14 protein-coding genes are annotated in these 14,739 nt (G+C 69.3%); 7 read left to right on the top strand and 7 right to left on the bottom strand.

The window, feature by feature from the left end; genetic code table 11:
- Positions 1-84 precede the first annotated feature (84 nt).
- Positions 85-693, top strand: coding sequence for an MmpS family transport accessory protein (locus L3Q67_RS15850; protein WP_499190221.1), 609 nt, complete (start codon positions 85-87; stop codon positions 691-693).
- Positions 694-1,870: 1,177 nt separating this feature from the next.
- On the opposite strand, the gene L3Q67_RS15855 is transcribed toward L3Q67_RS15850, so the two are convergent.
- A complete protein-coding gene (locus L3Q67_RS15855) occupies positions 1,871-2,308 on the bottom strand; it encodes a winged helix-turn-helix transcriptional regulator (RefSeq protein ID WP_499190222.1) in 438 nt (145 codons plus the stop codon).
- 88 nt (positions 2,309-2,396) lie between these two features.
- Between L3Q67_RS15855 and L3Q67_RS15860 the strand changes: the two genes are divergently transcribed.
- Positions 2,397-3,821: an MFS transporter gene (locus tag L3Q67_RS15860; protein WP_499190223.1), complete on the top strand. Its 1,425-nt coding sequence runs from the start codon at positions 2,397-2,399 to the stop codon at positions 3,819-3,821.
- A 7-nt stretch (positions 3,822-3,828) separates the two neighbouring features.
- On the opposite strand, the gene L3Q67_RS15865 is transcribed toward L3Q67_RS15860, so the two are convergent.
- On the bottom strand, positions 3,829-4,581 hold the full coding sequence (locus L3Q67_RS15865; RefSeq protein ID WP_499190224.1) for a hypothetical protein: 753 nt from the start codon (positions 4,579-4,581) through the stop codon (positions 3,829-3,831).
- Between the two features lie 165 nt (positions 4,582-4,746).
- On the opposite strand from L3Q67_RS15865, the gene L3Q67_RS15870 reads away from it, so the two are divergent.
- Positions 4,747-5,202 (top strand): hypothetical protein, encoded by a 456-nt coding sequence (locus tag L3Q67_RS15870; RefSeq protein WP_499190225.1) that lies wholly within the window; start codon positions 4,747-4,749, stop codon positions 5,200-5,202.
- A 24-nt stretch (positions 5,203-5,226) separates the two neighbouring features.
- On the opposite strand, the gene soxR is transcribed toward L3Q67_RS15870, so the two are convergent.
- The gene (gene soxR / locus L3Q67_RS15875; RefSeq protein WP_499190226.1) at positions 5,227-5,670 is read right to left on the bottom strand and encodes a redox-sensitive transcriptional activator SoxR; all 444 of its coding nucleotides are present in this window, start codon (positions 5,668-5,670) and stop codon (positions 5,227-5,229) included.
- Between the two features lie 14 nt (positions 5,671-5,684).
- The gene (locus tag L3Q67_RS15880; protein WP_209662428.1) at positions 5,685-6,098 is read right to left on the bottom strand and encodes a MerR family transcriptional regulator; all 414 of its coding nucleotides are present in this window, start codon (positions 6,096-6,098) and stop codon (positions 5,685-5,687) included.
- Positions 6,099-6,150: 52 nt separating this feature from the next.
- On the opposite strand from L3Q67_RS15880, the gene L3Q67_RS15885 reads away from it, so the two are divergent.
- Positions 6,151-7,236 (top strand): alkene reductase, encoded by a 1,086-nt coding sequence (locus L3Q67_RS15885; RefSeq protein WP_499190227.1) that lies wholly within the window; start codon positions 6,151-6,153, stop codon positions 7,234-7,236.
- Here L3Q67_RS15885 and L3Q67_RS15890 read toward each other — a convergent pair.
- Together L3Q67_RS15890 and L3Q67_RS15895 are read right to left on the bottom strand one after the other, a co-directional pair.
- Complete coding sequence (locus tag L3Q67_RS15890; protein ID WP_499190228.1) at positions 7,199-8,248, bottom strand: coiled-coil domain-containing protein; 1,050 nt, start codon at positions 8,246-8,248, stop codon at positions 7,199-7,201. The two genes, L3Q67_RS15885 and L3Q67_RS15890, sit on opposite strands and share 38 nt — an antisense overlap.
- Positions 8,249-8,296: 48 nt before the next feature.
- Positions 8,297-10,291, bottom strand: coding sequence for an SDR family oxidoreductase (locus L3Q67_RS15895; RefSeq protein WP_499190229.1), 1,995 nt, complete (start codon positions 10,289-10,291; stop codon positions 8,297-8,299).
- 203 nt (positions 10,292-10,494) lie between these two features.
- Between L3Q67_RS15895 and L3Q67_RS15900 the strand changes: the two genes are divergently transcribed.
- From L3Q67_RS15900 to L3Q67_RS15910, 3 genes are all read left to right on the top strand, one after another.
- Positions 10,495-11,316, top strand: coding sequence for a Bax inhibitor-1/YccA family protein (locus L3Q67_RS15900; protein WP_499190230.1), 822 nt, complete (start codon positions 10,495-10,497; stop codon positions 11,314-11,316).
- 154 nt (positions 11,317-11,470) lie between these two features.
- Positions 11,471-12,097, top strand: a complete 627-nt coding sequence (locus tag L3Q67_RS15905) for an LppU/SCO3897 family protein (protein WP_499190231.1) — start codon at positions 11,471-11,473, stop codon at positions 12,095-12,097.
- Positions 12,098-12,175: 78 nt separating this feature from the next.
- A complete protein-coding gene (locus L3Q67_RS15910) occupies positions 12,176-13,429 on the top strand; it encodes a YeeE/YedE family protein (RefSeq protein WP_499190232.1) in 1,254 nt (417 codons plus the stop codon).
- A 67-nt stretch (positions 13,430-13,496) separates the two neighbouring features.
- Here the strand turns inward: L3Q67_RS15910 and L3Q67_RS15915 are convergent, their stop codons facing one another.
- Positions 13,497-14,717, bottom strand: a complete 1,221-nt coding sequence (locus L3Q67_RS15915; RefSeq protein WP_499190233.1) for an acetyl-CoA C-acetyltransferase — start codon at positions 14,715-14,717, stop codon at positions 13,497-13,499.
- Positions 14,718-14,739: the final 22 nt, after the last annotated feature.

Below are 14,739 nucleotides of genomic sequence, written 5' to 3' on the forward strand. Positions count from 1 at the left end.
CCGAAAGGCTATCGGACGACGCGGGGAAGTGCCTCCGGGTGATTGCATGCGGTTCGCCAGTTCATTCGGAAAGGAAATTCTCTCGTGACCCAGCAAACCCCCTACCCGCCGGCCATGCCCTACCAGGCGCCGCCGCAGCAGCAGCCGCCCCGCAACGGCATCGGCATCACCGGCTTCGTGCTCGGCCTGGTGGGGCTGGTCTTCTCGCCGATCCCGTTCATCGGCGTGATCGCCTGGCCGCTGGTGATCCTCGGCCTGATCTTCTCGATCTTCGGGGTGGTGCGGGCCAACAAGGGCGTGGCCACCAACAAGGTGCTGTCCATTGTGGGCATCGTGGCCTCGGTGGTCGGGCTCGGCGTGTGCGTCGCCTGGGTGTTCATCTTCAACCAGGCGGTCAACGAGGTGCAGGACGAGTACAACCGCACCGCCGCGGTGACCTACGACGTGACCGGGGACGCGACCGGTGTCGAGGTGACCTACGGCGAGGCGCTGAACCCGATTTCGGAGACGGTCAGCACGCTGCCGTGGACGAAGCAGGTGGAGAACAAGGGCGTGGTCAAGGGCGGCATGCTCACCGTCATGGCGGACGAAACCGGTGGTGAGGTCACGTGCAAGATCACCGTCGACGGCGCCGTCGTCGCCACGAACACCGCTTCCGGCCCCTTCGCCGTCGCCGTCTGCACCGGCGCCTGACATTCCCCCAGGGCGTTGCTCGCTTCCCCACGCGAGCAACGCCCTTTCCTTTCTCTGACCCTCACCCCTCCTAATCTCCCGACAATTTCCCCTCCCCTGCTAACCCGCAGATAATTACCCCACTCCCACACCCGCCCACCTATCCCGCAGATAACTTCCCCCTCCCCTCCCGCCCCAATCCACCCACCAATCCCACACCCGCACACGCAGCCTCACCCACCACCACCATCCCCCGCCACCCAAACCCCACGCCCAGAAAGCCGAGTTCCACACTCGCGCAGCCGAACTCCACGTTCATGCAGCCGAGTTCCACGTTCCCGCAGGCGAGTGCCACGTTCCCGCAGCTGAGTTCCGCACTCGTGCACTCGAGTCCCACGTTGCCGCAGCCGAGTTCCGCACTCGGGCGGGCGAGTGCCGCCCTGGTTCCGGCGAGCCCACGGCCGCCGGGCGAGTCCCACACTCGTGCAGCCGACTTCCACGCTGGTGCAGCCGAGTTCTACGTTCCGGCAGCCGAGTTCGACACTCGGGCGGGTGGGTGCCGCCCTGGCTTCGGCGAGCCCCACGTCTTGCCGGGCGAGTCCCACACTGGGGCAGCTGACTTCCACGCTCGTGCAGCCGAGCTCCACGTTCGTGCAGCTGAGGTCCGCACTCGGGTAGCCGAGTTCCACGCTGGTGCAGCCGAGTCCCACGTTGCCGCAGCCGACTTCTGCACTCGGGCGGGCGGGTGCCGCCCTGGTTCCGGTGCGTCCCGAGTTCCGGCAGCCAAGCCCGAGGCTCGGGCGGCCGACTTCTACGCTTGGGCAGCCGAGTCCCTCTCTGGCGCAGGCAAGTTCTGCGTTCCGGCAGCTGAGTCCCACACTCGAGGCTGCCGAGTTCTGCGTTCTGGCAGCCGAGTCCCGCGCTCAGGCAGGCGAGTTCCGCGTTCCGGCAGCTGAGTCCCACGCTCGGCAACCGAGTCCCGCGCAGGCGTAGGCGAGTTCTACGTTCGGGCAGCCGAGTTCTGCGTTCGGGCGGGCGAGTTCTACGTTCCGGCAACCGACTTCCACGTTCGGGCAGCTGAGTGCCGCGTTCGGGCAAGTGAGTTCCACGTTGCCGCAGTTGAGTTCCATGCTCGGGTAGGTGGGTGCTGGCGGCGGCGAGTCCCGCGTTCCGGCGTGAGTGTGGGCCGAGCAGAGGGTTACTGGCGTGCGGCGGCTTCGGCCTGGGCGGCGTCGTAGGCCGAGCGGGCGGCCGCGATTTCCTTCTGGTGGTCCTCCGTCCACGTGACCAGCGCCTGGATCGTGGTGTGCAGCGTCGCGCCGAGGGGGGTGAGGGCGTAGTCGACGCGCGGCGGGACCACCGGGTGCACGGTTCGGTGCACCAGGCCATCCCGCTCCAGGTGACGCAGCGTGGTCGTGAGCATCCGCTGCGAGATGCCTTCGATCTCGTGCCGCAGCTCGGTGAAGCGCAGTGTCTGCCGATCCAGGAGTGAGATCACCAGCAGTGACCACTTGTCCGCGATCCGGTCCAGGATCTGCCGCACCTCGCAGTCCTCCCGCACGTGCCACTGCAGCACGCCGTAATCGTCCTCGGTGCGGCAGGAGTAACTCGGTGAGTTGAAAGTGCCTTCTTCCACGGTTGCCGATGATGCCGCAGGATGCCAATGGTTACAAGAAGGAACTGACCGGCCTCGGGGTAACCGAGGCTGCCGAAGGAGCCGAACCGTGTCCGCACCGCAGCTCTCGCCACCCGAACGGCTCACCGGACGCGCCTGGGGCGTCCTCTTCGTCCTCTGCGGGTCGATCTTCCTGGAGGGGATCGACATCGCCATGCTGAACGTCGCCCTCCCGTCCATCCGCGCCGACCTCGGGCTGTCCACCGCGATGCTGAGCGGCGTGGTGAGCGCCTACGTCCTCGGTTACGCCGGGTTCATGCTGCTCGGCGGGCGCGCCGCCGACATGTTCGGCCGTCGCCGGATGTTCCTCGCGTGGCTCGTGGTCTTCCTGCTCTTCTCCGGCCTCGGCGGGCTCGCCACCGAAGGCTGGATGCTCCTGCTGGCGCGCTTCGCCACCGGTGTCGCCGCCGCGTTCATGACGCCCGCCGGGATGTCGATCATCACCACCAGCTTCGACGAGGGACCGGCGCGCAACCGGGCGCTGCTGGTCTACGCGGGCACCGCGGCAGGCGGCTTCTCGCTCGGCCTGGTCATCGGCGGCCTGCTCACCGCGATCGACTGGCGCTGGGTGTTCTTCGCGCCGGTGATCCTGGCGGCGATCCTGCTGGTCGCCGCGATCCTGTTGATCAAGGACACTGGTCGCCCGGATCGGACCGGCCAGCGCACCGACCTCGCCGGCGCGGTCGCGATCACCAGCTCGATGCTCCTACTGGTCTACGGCGTGGTGCGGCTCGAGCACCCGGCTGACGGCTGGGGCTGGACGGTCGCGGCGTTCGCCGCCGGATTCGCGTCGCTGGCCGCGTTCGTGGTGATCGAGCGGCGGTCCCCGGCACCACTGGTGCGACTGGGCATCTTCCGGTCGGGCACACTGCTGCGGACGAACATCGGAGCGGCGCTCTTCGCCGGGTCGTTCTTCGGCTTCCAGTTCCTCGTGACGCTCTACCTGCAGGAACTGCGCGGCTGGTCCACGGTCGAGACGGGGCTAGCAATGCTAGCGATCGGGGTCGACGCGGTGCTAGCACCGACAGTCACGCCGCGGCTGGTCAACCGGTTCGGCAACACACGGGTGGTCTTCGGCGGCCTGCTGCTCGCGGCGGTGGCGTACGCGTTGTTCCTGCCGATCGGCCTGGATTGGGCTTATGCGGCAATGTTCCCGACGATGCTGCTGCTCGGCATGGCGTTCTCGCTCACCTATGGCCCGTTCACCATCGCCGCCACCGAAGGCGTCGCGGCGGACGAGCAGGGCTTGGCGGGCGGGCTGTTCAACACGGCCTTCCAGTTCGGCGCGGCACTGGGACTGTCGGTGGTCACCGCGGTGAACGTCGCCTTCCTCGACGACGCCAACCCGCTCGACGCCTTCCGCGCCGCGTTGCTGGTGCCGCTGGTCGCGACCGTGCTCGCGGCACTGGTGACCGCCTTCGGTGTCCGCCGGCGCGTGCCCGGCCCCGTACCCGCGCTGGCGGTGACCCGGTGAGGACCCCTCAGCAGCCGATCCGGGTGGTGCCGAGGGCGATGTCGTCGAACCAGAACGTGTCGGCGTCGTTGCCGTAACCCTCCCAGCCGAGCCGCAGATCGGTGACCGCCGGTTGCCAGGCGCGGTTCAGCCACTGCTGGTCGATGTCCGGTGTCGGCGTGCCGTCGACGACCAGGCCGGGCACCTCGGTGGAGTCGAGCCAGGTGCGCAGCGTGCCGTGGTCGAGCTGGAATTCGAAGCAGGACCAGGTGTTCACCGGGAGTGGCGCGCTCTGCGCCACTCCCGCCGGGCTCTGCGCGGGCAGCGTCGCGTCGTCGGACTCGCGATTCCACTGCAGGACTTGGTTTTGCCCGCCGGCGCGCAGGTCGCGGTTGTTGTCGGCGGTGTCGCGCATGGCCATGAAGGTGACGTGCGCCTGGGGCAGGGGAGTGGCGTGGCGGACGTGGAAGCGGCCGTAGAGCACGCTGCCGGTGGTGACGTCGGCGAGGCTGGTGCCGAGGAAGATGTGGTTGCAGTAGTTGCCGCCGCCGGTGACCTTCGCGGACCGGGTGCCGGTGTGGGCGACCGTGGTGTCGATGGTGACCGTGCCGGTGCCCTGGCAGTTGGGCGCGCCGACCGTCCAGCGGCCGCCGGGCGTGGTCATCGCCTCGAAATCCTCGCAGACGGTGGCGGCGCATTCGGCTCCGCGCGCAGGCGCGACGACCACCGCGGTGGTCGCGGCGGCGCAGACGATCGCTAGGGCTCCGGCGAGTTTCCGCATTGGCTGTCCCTTCGTTGGGAGCGCTCCCAAACGAGCGAACCACGGTGAGGTGAAGCTGTAAAGGCGGCCAAACGGCTGGTGTCTCGGTTCGATCACCGGCGACTGCGGACGGTAACGGGCTCCTGGTGGTGACCGACTTGAGGACGAGACCACCAGGGAGAGCGCATGCCGCTGATCAAGAAGAAGACGCCGGAAGAACTCGCTGCCATGGCTGCTGAGCAGGAGCGCGAGTACGCCGAGGCAGAAGAGCGCAAACGGCTCGCGCGCGAAGAACGGGAGCGCAAGGCGTTCGAGGCGTCACCGACCGGGCGGGCGCGGACGGCCTTCGAGCGTGGTGACCACGTCTTCCAGTACTCGATCGACGTGATGAACCAGCAGGCGATCATCATCGCGATGGTGGGCGGCACGACCACGCGGAAGACCACTGACCCGGCCGAAGTGCTGAATTCCGTCTGCGCGGAGGGCTGGGACCTGGTGAACGGCTCGTTCGTCTTCGTCGAGCAGGGCCAGGAAAGTCGCGACAAGTTCCTGTCGTCCGGGCAGAACGTGGCGATCAAGGGGCAGACCGTCGGCTACTACTTGTTCAAGCGCTGCACCGAAAACCGTCTCGTGGTGGGCTGAGCAAAAGCAGTGTCTGAAGTGGACTCAGGGGTGTAGCAGGCGTCGCGGGCCTGGGCCGTGGGCGGCCAGGCGGTCTTCCGGGTTGATCAGCTGGCACTGGTCGAACGACAGGCAGCCGCAGCCGATGCAGTCGGTGAAGCGGTCGCGCATCCGCTCCATCTTCTCGATCCGGCTGTTCAGCTCCTTGCGCCAGCACTCCGACGCCCGCTCCCAGAATTCCTTGGTCGGCGGCGAATCCGCGGGCAGGAAGTCCAGGACCTCCCGGATCACCGCCAGCGGGATGCCGACGCTCTGCGAAGCGCGGATGAACGCCACCCGCCGCAGCATGTGCCTGCCGTAGCGCCGCTGGTTCCCGCTGGTGCGCCGGCTGCGGATGAGGCCCTCGCGCTCGTAGAACCGCAGTGCGGAAGCGGGCACCCCGCAGCGCTCCACCATTTCACCGATGGTCAGTTCCTGCGCGACGGCCATGCCGCCAGCGTAGCTCAACCAATGTTCAGGTCGACCGCACCACGAGGGCCCCTGGTCACCGGGACGCAGCGGTCGGCGGAGCCGTTCGACGCGGCCAGCACGCGTTCGAGGATGCCCAGCGAGGTCTCCAGTTCGGAGATCTGCCCGCGGATGCGCTGCCGCGCCACCTCGAGGTCCTTCGCCAGCCCCGGCCCCGGCACGATGTACTCCGCGGTGCCTTCGACGCACGGCAGCAGCTGCGCGATCTTGCTGCTGCACAGCCCGGCCGAGTAGAACAGCTGGATCTGCACGACCTTGGCGACGTCGCTCTCCTGGAAACAGCGGTAGCCGTTGCCGTCGCGACCGGGCCGGAGCAGGTGCTCCTCTTCGTAGTACCGCAGGGCCCGCACGCTGACACCGGTCCGCCGGGACAGGTCACCGATCCTCATGGACAGAGATTAGCTTGACCCTCACGCCGGTGTGAGGGTTTAGCTTCGCCGCATGCCTACCGCAAGCCCGCTCCTGCGCCCCTACCGAGACGGTGCGCTCGCCCTGCCGAACCGCGTCGCGATGGCCCCGATGACCCGGGGCCGCGCCGACGACGCCACCGGTGTCCCGCACCCGCTGACCAGCCTGTACTACGCCCAGCGCGCCGGCGCCGGGCTGATCGTCACCGAAGGGATCTGGCCCGTCCTGGTGGGCAAGAGCGGTCCCGGCATCCCCGGGCTCGCGACCGCCGAACAAGTCGACGGCTGGCGTGCGGTGACCACCGCCGTGCACGCCGCGGGCGGGCGCGTGTTCGCCCAGCTCTGGCACGCCGGGCGCGTCAGCCACCCGTCCGTGGTCGGCGAGCAGACGGTCGCCGCGTCGGCCGTGCGCGCCCAGGGCCGGATCTACATCGAGGGCGGCTGGGCCGAGACCACCACACCGCGTGAGCTGACCACCGAAGAACTGCCGCGGCTCGCCGAGGACTACGCGACCGCCGCGCGCAACGCGATCGAAGCGGGCTTCGACGGCGTCGAGATCCACGGCGCCAACGGCTACCTGCTGCACGGCTTCCTCGCCGACAACACCAACCTGCGCACCGACCGCTACGCCGACCGGATCCGGTTCCCGCTGGAGGTCACCGAGGCCGTCGTGGCGGCGATCGGCGCGGACCGCGTCGGCTACCGGATCTCACCGGGGAACCCGGAGAACGACCTGGTGGAGGCGAACTGGCCGGCCGTCTACCGCGACCTGCTGCACGAATTCACCCGGCTCGGGCTGGCCTACGTGCACCTCGTGGCCACCGAGGACCGCGTGTTCCCCGAGCTGCGGCCGCACTGGCAGGGGCCGCTCATCGGCAACGTGCACCAGGGGCCGCCGTCGAGCCAGGCCGCGGGGGAGCGGCTGCTCGAGGACGGCCTGGTCGACGTGGTCGCGTTCGGCCGGTTGTTCATCGGCAACCCGGACCTGCCGTCGCGGTTCGCCACCGGGGCGCCGCTGGTCCACGTGAGTGAGAAGCACCACTACGGCTCCGCGCTGGAGGGTTACGTGGACTTCCCCGCGGTCACGACGACGCGGTCGCCTTCTCCGGTGCCTGCTTGACGCCGTTCCCGTTCGGCTGAACCGCCGTGGCGGAGGCCGGCTTCACTTCCTTGGTCTTTTCCGAGCTGGAGGTGGCCGCCTCCGCGTCGGCGGGCGCGGTGACCGACTCGTCCTTCTCGTCCTCGATCGGGTCGAGCGCACCGGCGCTGCGGCTGAGTACCTCGTCGGCCGCGCGCAGCCGGGCCAGCGCCTGCTGCTGCAGCTCGGAGAGCTTGTTCACCTTGGTGGTGGCGTCGGTCGTGCGGCGCTCGGCGTCCCGCGCTGCCTCGTCGACCAGGCGCTTCGCCTCGGCGGTGGCTTCGTCGAGCCGCCGCTTGGCTTCGGCGGTGGCCTCCGCCAGCCGCCGCTCGGCCTGCTGCTTGCTCGCCGCGCGCTGATCGGCGACGTGCTTGTCCAGCGCCGCGTGGTCGGCCGAGAGCTTGGCGTCGAACTCCATCTCCAGCGACCGGCGCTTGCGCTCGGCCTCGATGTCGAGCCGCTCGCGGTGGCGGGTGGCGTCCACGGTCAGGCGCTGCACCTCGGCGCGCGTGGCGTCCAGTGCGGCACGCTGCTCGCGCTGGATGGCGTCGGCCTGCTTGTCCACTTCGGCCAGCAGCTTGGTGTAGCGCTCGCGGAGCTTGTCCGCGGCCTCGGTGGTCGCCGTCCAGTGGCTCTCGGCGGCCACCTTCGCGCGCTGGGTGATCTCCTCGGCGCGCATCTGGGCGAGCTTGACCGTGCGCTGCATGCGCTCGTCGAGGTCCTCGAGCCGCTCCGGCGGCTTCTTCAGCTCCTCGACCCGCGCGTGCATCTTGCTGATCTCGCGGCGGGCGTTCTCCAGCTCTCTGGCCATGGTGTTGGCCTGCGCCGCGGCCGAATCGCGCTCGGCCATGATCCGCCGCACCTGCGCCTCGACGTGGTCGAGGTACTGCAGCACCTGACTGCGGTCGAACCCGTGCCACGCCTGTCCGTATTCACGACGGAGGGGCAGGAACCCGGTTTCGCGTTCGGAGGACCGTCCAGCACTTCCAGCCATGCCTCCGACGTTACCCGCGTCCGGGACCGCGCCCGCGTTCGACCTGCCCTACCAATGGAATCCCTTGGTCAATCGGGCCAGTGCGGTGGCCGCTTTCGAGAGGTGACGTTCGCCACGGCCGAGCTTGAGCCCGCCCGAACCGCCGGCCGCCGCGGAGTCCGGGAAGATGCGGAAACCCTGGTACGCCACGGCATCCGTGAGCGCGGGGGTGAGCGTGTAGGCCAGTCCGATGGCCTGGCCGATCGGCGTGCCGATGTGCTTCGGGCGGTCCTTGAGCGCCTTCAGCACCATCTCCGCCGCCTGATCGGGTGATTTGGTCGGGAAGGCGTCGTAGATCTTCGTCGGGCGGATCATCGGCGTGCGCACCAGTGGCATGTGGATGGTGGTGAAGGTGATCCCGTCGCCGTGTGTTTCGGTGGCGGCGATGCGCGAGAAGTAGTCGAGCGCGGCCTTCGAGGCGGCGTAGGCGGAAAACCGCGGCGCGATGCCCTGCACGCCGATCGAGGACACGTTCACGATGTGCCCGAACTTGCGCTCGGACATGTGCGGCAGCACGGCGAGGATGAGCCGGACCGCGCCGAAGTAGTTGATCGCCATCGCGCGCTCGTAGTCGTGGAAGCGGTCGTAGGACAGCTTGATCGAGCGGCGGATGGACCGGCCGGCGTTGTTCACCAGCATGTCGATGCGGCCGTGCTCGGCCAGCATGGCGTCGACCGCCTTGTGCACCGACTCCTCGTCGGTCAGGTCCGCCGGGTACACCGAGGCGTGCCCGCCCGCGGTGATGATCTCGTCGCGGACCTCCTCCAGTTCGTGCCGCCGCCGGGCGACCAGCAGCGGCACCCCGCCCTGCTCGGCGACCTTCAGCGCGGTCGCCCGGCCGATGCCCGATGACGCGCCGGTGATGATCACGCGACGGCCGTCCAGCTCACCGCGCGGACCGTGCTTGCGCGCGCGGAACGGGTCGAGGTGCTCGCGCCAGTAGCGCCACAGGGCGGGCGCGTAGTCCTCCAGCCGCGGCACCTCCACGCCGGACCCGGCCAGGGCCTTGCGCGTGCTCGCCGAGGCGAACATCGACGGGAAGGTCATCGTCTCCAGCAGCACCGGCGGGATGCCGAGCCGTTCGAGCACCGCGTCGCGCGCGAGGGACACGCCGGGGATGTTCTCGCTGAACCGGACCAGCTTCAGCACCCCGCGCGAGAGCCGCTCGTCCAGTTCGGTGGTGATCACCGGGGCCCCCGCGGCCTTGGCGAAGGCGTTGTAGACGTCGGTGACCGGCTGCGGCTCGGGGTTGACCAGGTGGAAGACCTGCCCGTCGAGCCCCGGCTTGAGGCTCAGCTCGACCAGCGCGTCGGCCACGTAGTCGACCGGGACCAGGTTGGTGTCGCCGATGTCCGGCCCGACCAGCGGCAGGCTGGGCAGCGCGGTCAGCCGCGAGATCGCCGGGAAGACGTAGTACGGGCCGTCGATCTTGTCCATCTCGCCGGTGCGCGAATGCCCGACGACCGCGGCGGGCCGGTAGATCCGGTACGGCACCTCGTGCTGCTCGCGGACCAGGCGTTCGGCTTCGAACTTGGTGCGGTGGTACGGGGTCGGCAGGCGCTGCCCGGCGTCGAACATCTCCTCGGTGAACACGCCCTCGTAGTCACCGGCCACGGCGACGGACGACACGTGGTGCAACCGGCCCGCGCGCAGGTCGGCGGCCAGCGCGAGCACCTGCTGGGTGCCTTCGACGTTGGCGCGGGTGCTCTCTTCGTCGTCGGCGGTGAGGTCGTACAGGGCGGCCAGGTGCATCACGTGGTCGACTTGGCCGCGCAGCTCCTCGCGGGTGCGCTCATCCAGGCCGAGCAGCGGTTCGGTGAGGTCGCCGGTGACCAGTTTCACCCGTTCGGGATGCGGCCAGTCGTCGACGAGCGCGGCCAGCCGGTCCCGCGAGGCCTCGCGGACGACCAGCGTCACCACGTCGACCTCCTCGCGGGTCAGCAGCAGCCGCGTGAAATGGCGGCCGATCAGCCCGGTCGCCCCGGTCACCAGGAAGGTCGCCATTTCTCCTCCAGAATTCGGCCGCACGGAGCCCGCCGGGGCATTGTGCCACCGCGTCCGGGGGACAACCGTGATCAAAGGCCCCTAGTGTGGGCTGCACCGGCACTCGCCGGATATGAGTAAAGTTGTCTTTACCCGACGGGAACCGGCCGGCACGCGCGGTCGTTATACCCGATGCAAGGTGCCAGTAGATCCAGGAGGATCAGGTGCGTTCCAGCAGCAACCCCGCGTTCCGGCGGCTGCCCGTGGGCGGCGGCGGAACCCAGTACGGGCCGAACACGGGCTTCGGCCAGCCGCAGGGTGGCGTGCCCGGTTACGGCCCGCCGCAGGCCCCGGCCGGCTCCGCCGACCGGCCCATGACCGTCGACGACGTCGTCATCAAGACCGGGATGAGCCTCGGCGTCGCGCTCATCACCGGCATCATCACCGCCATCTGGGCGCAGGGCCAGGTCGCGGCCAACGCGATGGGCCCGGTCTTCGGCGCGCTGATCGGCGGCATGCTCGTCGGCCTGGTGATCTCGCTCGTCATCATCTTCAAGCAGAAGCCCAGCGGTCCGCTGACGCTGGCCTACTCGGCCGCCGAAGGTGTGTTCCTCGGTGCCATCTCCGGCGTGTTCGAGATGCTCTACCCGGGCATCGCGCTGCAGGCCATCATCGGCACCGCCGGTGTCTTCGTCACCATGCTGGTCGTCTACAAGACCGGCGCGGTGAAGGTCACCCCCAAGCTGACCAAGTGGATCGTCGGGGCCGTCGTCGGCGCCGGGATCCTCATGCTGGTCAACCTGGTGACCAGCTTCTTCGGCTTCAACCCGCTGCGTGACGGCGGGCCGATCGCGATCATCTTCAGCCTCGTGGTGATCGGCATCGCGGCGTTCTGCTTCCTGCTCGACTTCGACCAGGCAGACCGGATGATCCGCGAAGGCATGCCGTCGAAGTGGGCGTGGTTCGCCGCCTTCGGCCTGATGACCACGCTGGTCTGGCTGTACCTGGAAATCCTGCGGCTGCTCTCGTACCTGCAGAGCGACTAGCCCTGGGGTCCTCCCCAAAGCGGGCGGTATCCGGTGACTCCGGGTGCCGTCCGTTTCTTTTTGCTTCACGTTTCGCTGAAACCGGGGTGCGCGCGGGGGTGGCGGTGTTAGATACGCCGCGTCCCGATCCGTTTCTCATCATTGTGAGGCACCCGTGAGTGTCCCCCCTCCGCCGTCGCAGCCCCAGGCCCAGCCGGGTCCGTACGGTCCCGCGCCTGGGCAGCCGGACGGTGGCTTCGGCGCGCCGCCCCCACCCGCGCCGAAGAAGAACAAGGCGCTCGGCCTGCTGCTGAAGATCGGCGTGCCGGTGCTCGTGGTCCTCGTGGCCGGCGTCATCGGCATCCTGAACTTCGTCGACTCGCCCGCCACCTCCAACGTCGGTGACTGCCTCAACGTCACCCAGTTCAACTCGACGACGGAGCCGACCAAGGCCGACTGCGCCGCGCCGGAGGCGAACCTGCGCATCGGCGCGAAGCTCGACGGCAGCGGCGGTGCCTGCCCGGCGGGCGGCACCTACGACGAGTACACGGTCAGCGGCCGCGGTTCCTACAAGCTCTGCCTGGTGCTCAACGTCAAGCAGGGCGAGTGCGTGGCGAACTTCAGCGCGGGCGAGACCGGCTACAAGCGCGTCCCGTGCACCGACCCGAGCGCCGAGGTCGAATTCCTGAAGGTCGCCGAGGGCGTGGCCGACGAAGCGCTGTGCGAGGGCACGGAGGCGGAGAAGGTGCTCACCTACCCGCAGCCGGCCACCACGCTGTGCTTCCGGCAGGTCCAGGCGTAGCTCCACCCGAGAAGGGCACCTCGTCGCACTCTGTGGGACGAGGTGCCACGGAGCGGACCGGCCACCTACCTTCGGGGCGTGACGACCGAGTCCAAAGTGTTCTCCACCTTTCCGACCTCTTGCGCCGCACCGGAACCCCGTCCCGAAGAGCCGGTGCGCGTGGTGCCGCTGGCCATCGCCGGTGCGCTCGCCCTGGCTCTGACGTGGTACGTCTGGGCTTCCTACGGTGCGAAGAACGGGGTACTGCTGGCCCTCGGCTTCGGCCTGGGGCTGGCCCTGTTCCACTCCCGCTTCGGCTTCACTTCGGCGTGGCGTCAGCTGATCGCCGTGGGCAACGGCCAGGGGCTGCGGGCGCACACCTTGTTGCTGGGCACCGCGACCACGTTGATCGCGTTGATCGTCTCCACCGGGTCCGGCCTGTTCGGCTCGGTGCCGAAGGCGACCGGCGGCCCGATCGGGCTCGCGTTGTTCGCCGGGGCGGTGTTGTTCGCGATCGGCATGCAACTGGGCGGTGCCTGCGCTTCCGGCACGTTGTTCGCGGTCGGGTCCGGGCAGTCGGCGATCGTGCTGACCCTCGGCGGGTTCATCGCCGGTTCGGTGCTCTACACCTGGGCGTTCCCGTTGTTCGACGGCTGGCCCTCGCTGCCGGGCGTGCTGTTGTCCGACCACGTCGGGTGGTTCGGTTCGTGGGTGATCACCATCGCCGCGCTGGCCGCGATCGTCTACGTGACGAAACTGGTGCAGGCGCGGCGGAACCCGCCACCGGTGGACGTGGTCCCGACCGCGCGGGGCTTCGCCAGGATCCTGCGCGGCTCGTGGCCGATCCTGGTCGGCGCGGTGGTGCTCGGCGTGCTGGCCGGCGCGGTTTTCCTGGTGTCCGGCGGGATCTGGGGCGTGACCTTCGCCTTCGCCCTGTGGGGCGCGAAACTGCTCCAGCTGTTCGGGCTGCACCCGGAGGCGTGGGAGTTCTGGCAGGGCACGAGCAACGCCAAGGCACTGGCGAGTCCGGTGTGGACGGACAAGACCACGCTGACCAACGTGGGCATCATGATCGGTGCCGCGATCGCCGCCGCCGCGGCGGGCGCGTGGAAGATCCACAGCCAGATCCCGTGGCGGACCGCGCTGGCCGCGGTGCTCGGCGGCGTGCTGATGGGCATCGGCGCGCGGCTGGCCGGCGGCTGCAACATCGGCGCCTACCTCGGCGGCATCTCCGTGGGCAGCCTGCACGGCTGGCTGTGGGGCCTGTTCGCGTTGGGCGGGACCTGGATCGGGTTGAAGCTGCGGCCGCTGTTCGGGCTGGGGATCCCGAAGCCCGCCGACTCGGTCTGCTGAACGCTATGAGTGGGGCATTACTTGCGTTGATTGCTAGTAATGCCCCACTCATAGCATTCGCGGGGGACTACGAGAGGCGTTCCAGGACCAGGGCCATGCCCTGGCCCCCGCCGACGCACATGGTTTCCAGGCCGAACTGCTTGTCGTGGTGCTGCAGCGAGTTGATCAGCGTCGAGGTGATCCGCGCCCCGGTCATGCCGAACGGGTGGCCGACCGCGATCGCGCCGCCGTTGACGTTCAGCCGCTCGATGTCGATGCCGAGGTCCTGGTAGGACGGGATGACCTGCGCGGCGAACGCCTCGTTGATCTCCACCAGGTCGATGTCGCCGATGGCCAGCCCGGCCCGCTCGAGCGCCCGGCGGGACGCCTCCACCGGACCGTAGCCCATGATTTCCGGTGACAGCCCGGAAACCCCGGTCGACACCACGCGCGCCAGCGGCGTGATGCCGAGTTCCTTCGCCTTGACGTCGGACATGATCACCAGCGCCGCGGCACCGTCGTTGAGCGCGCAGCAGTTGCCCGCGGTGATCCGGCCGTCCGGGCGGAACACCGGCTTCAGCCCGGCGACACCCTCCAGCGTGACCCCGGCGCGCGGGCCGTCGTCCTTCGAGACGATCGTGCCGTCGGGCAGGGTCACCGGCGTGATGTCCTTGGCCCAGAAGCCGTCGGCGATCGCCTTCTCGGCCAGGTTCTGCGACCGGACGCCGAACTCGTCCATCTCCTCGCGCGAGACGTTCTTCAGCCGCGCCAGGTTCTCCGCGGTCTGGCCCATCGCGATGTAGACGTCGGGCAGCTGCCCGTTCTCGCGCGGGTCGGTCCAGCTGTCCGCGCCCTGCTCGGCGGTCGCCTTCGTGCGGGCCTCGGCCTCGGCGAACACCGGGTTGTGCGTGTCGGGCCACGAGTCCGAGCTGCCCTTGGAGAAGCGCGAGACGGTCTCGACACCGGCGGAGATGAACACGTCCCCTTCACCGGCCTTGATCGCGTGCAGCGCCATCCGGGTGGTCTGCAGGCTGGACGAGCAGTAGCGGGTCACCGTGCAGCCGGGCAGGTGGTCGTACCCCAGCTCCACGGCCACCGCGCGGCCCATGTTGAACCCGGACTCACCGCCGGGCAGGCCGCAGCCGAGCATCAGGTCCTCGATCGCGGTGGGGTCGAGCTGCGGCACCTTGGCCAGCGCGGCGCGCACCATCTGCACGGCGAGGTCGTCCGGCCGCATGTTCACCAGCGAACCCTTGTTGGCGCGCCCGATGGGGGAACGCGCGGTGGACACGATCACGGCTTCGGGCATCGTGGGGCTCCTTTAGTCAACT

This window comes from Saccharothrix sp. AJ9571, from assembly GCF_021725495.1.
Lineage (GTDB): Bacteria > Actinomycetota > Actinomycetes > Mycobacteriales > Pseudonocardiaceae > Amycolatopsis > Amycolatopsis magusensis.

Excerpts from the sequence above, each read along its gene's own strand:
- L3Q67_RS15890 (WP_499190228.1), bottom strand. The coding sequence starts at position 8,248 with ATGGCTGGAAGTGCTGGACGGTCCTCCGAACGCGAAACCGGGTTCCTG.
- L3Q67_RS15870 (WP_499190225.1), top strand. The coding sequence starts at position 4,747 with ATGCCGCTGATCAAGAAGAAGACGCCGGAAGAACTCGCTGCCATGGCT.
- L3Q67_RS15865 (WP_499190224.1), bottom strand. The coding sequence starts at position 4,581 with ATGCGGAAACTCGCCGGAGCCCTAGCGATCGTCTGCGCCGCCGCGACC.
- L3Q67_RS15885 (WP_499190227.1), top strand. The coding sequence starts at position 6,151 with ATGCCTACCGCAAGCCCGCTCCTGCGCCCCTACCGAGACGGTGCGCTC.
- L3Q67_RS15915 (WP_499190233.1), bottom strand. The coding sequence starts at position 14,717 with ATGCCCGAAGCCGTGATCGTGTCCACCGCGCGTTCCCCCATCGGGCGC.
- L3Q67_RS15880 (WP_209662428.1), bottom strand. The coding sequence starts at position 6,098 with ATGAGGATCGGTGACCTGTCCCGGCGGACCGGTGTCAGCGTGCGGGCC.
- L3Q67_RS15895 (WP_499190229.1), bottom strand. The coding sequence starts at position 10,291 with ATGGCGACCTTCCTGGTGACCGGGGCGACCGGGCTGATCGGCCGCCAT.
- soxR (WP_499190226.1), bottom strand. The coding sequence starts at position 5,670 with ATGGCCGTCGCGCAGGAACTGACCATCGGTGAAATGGTGGAGCGCTGC.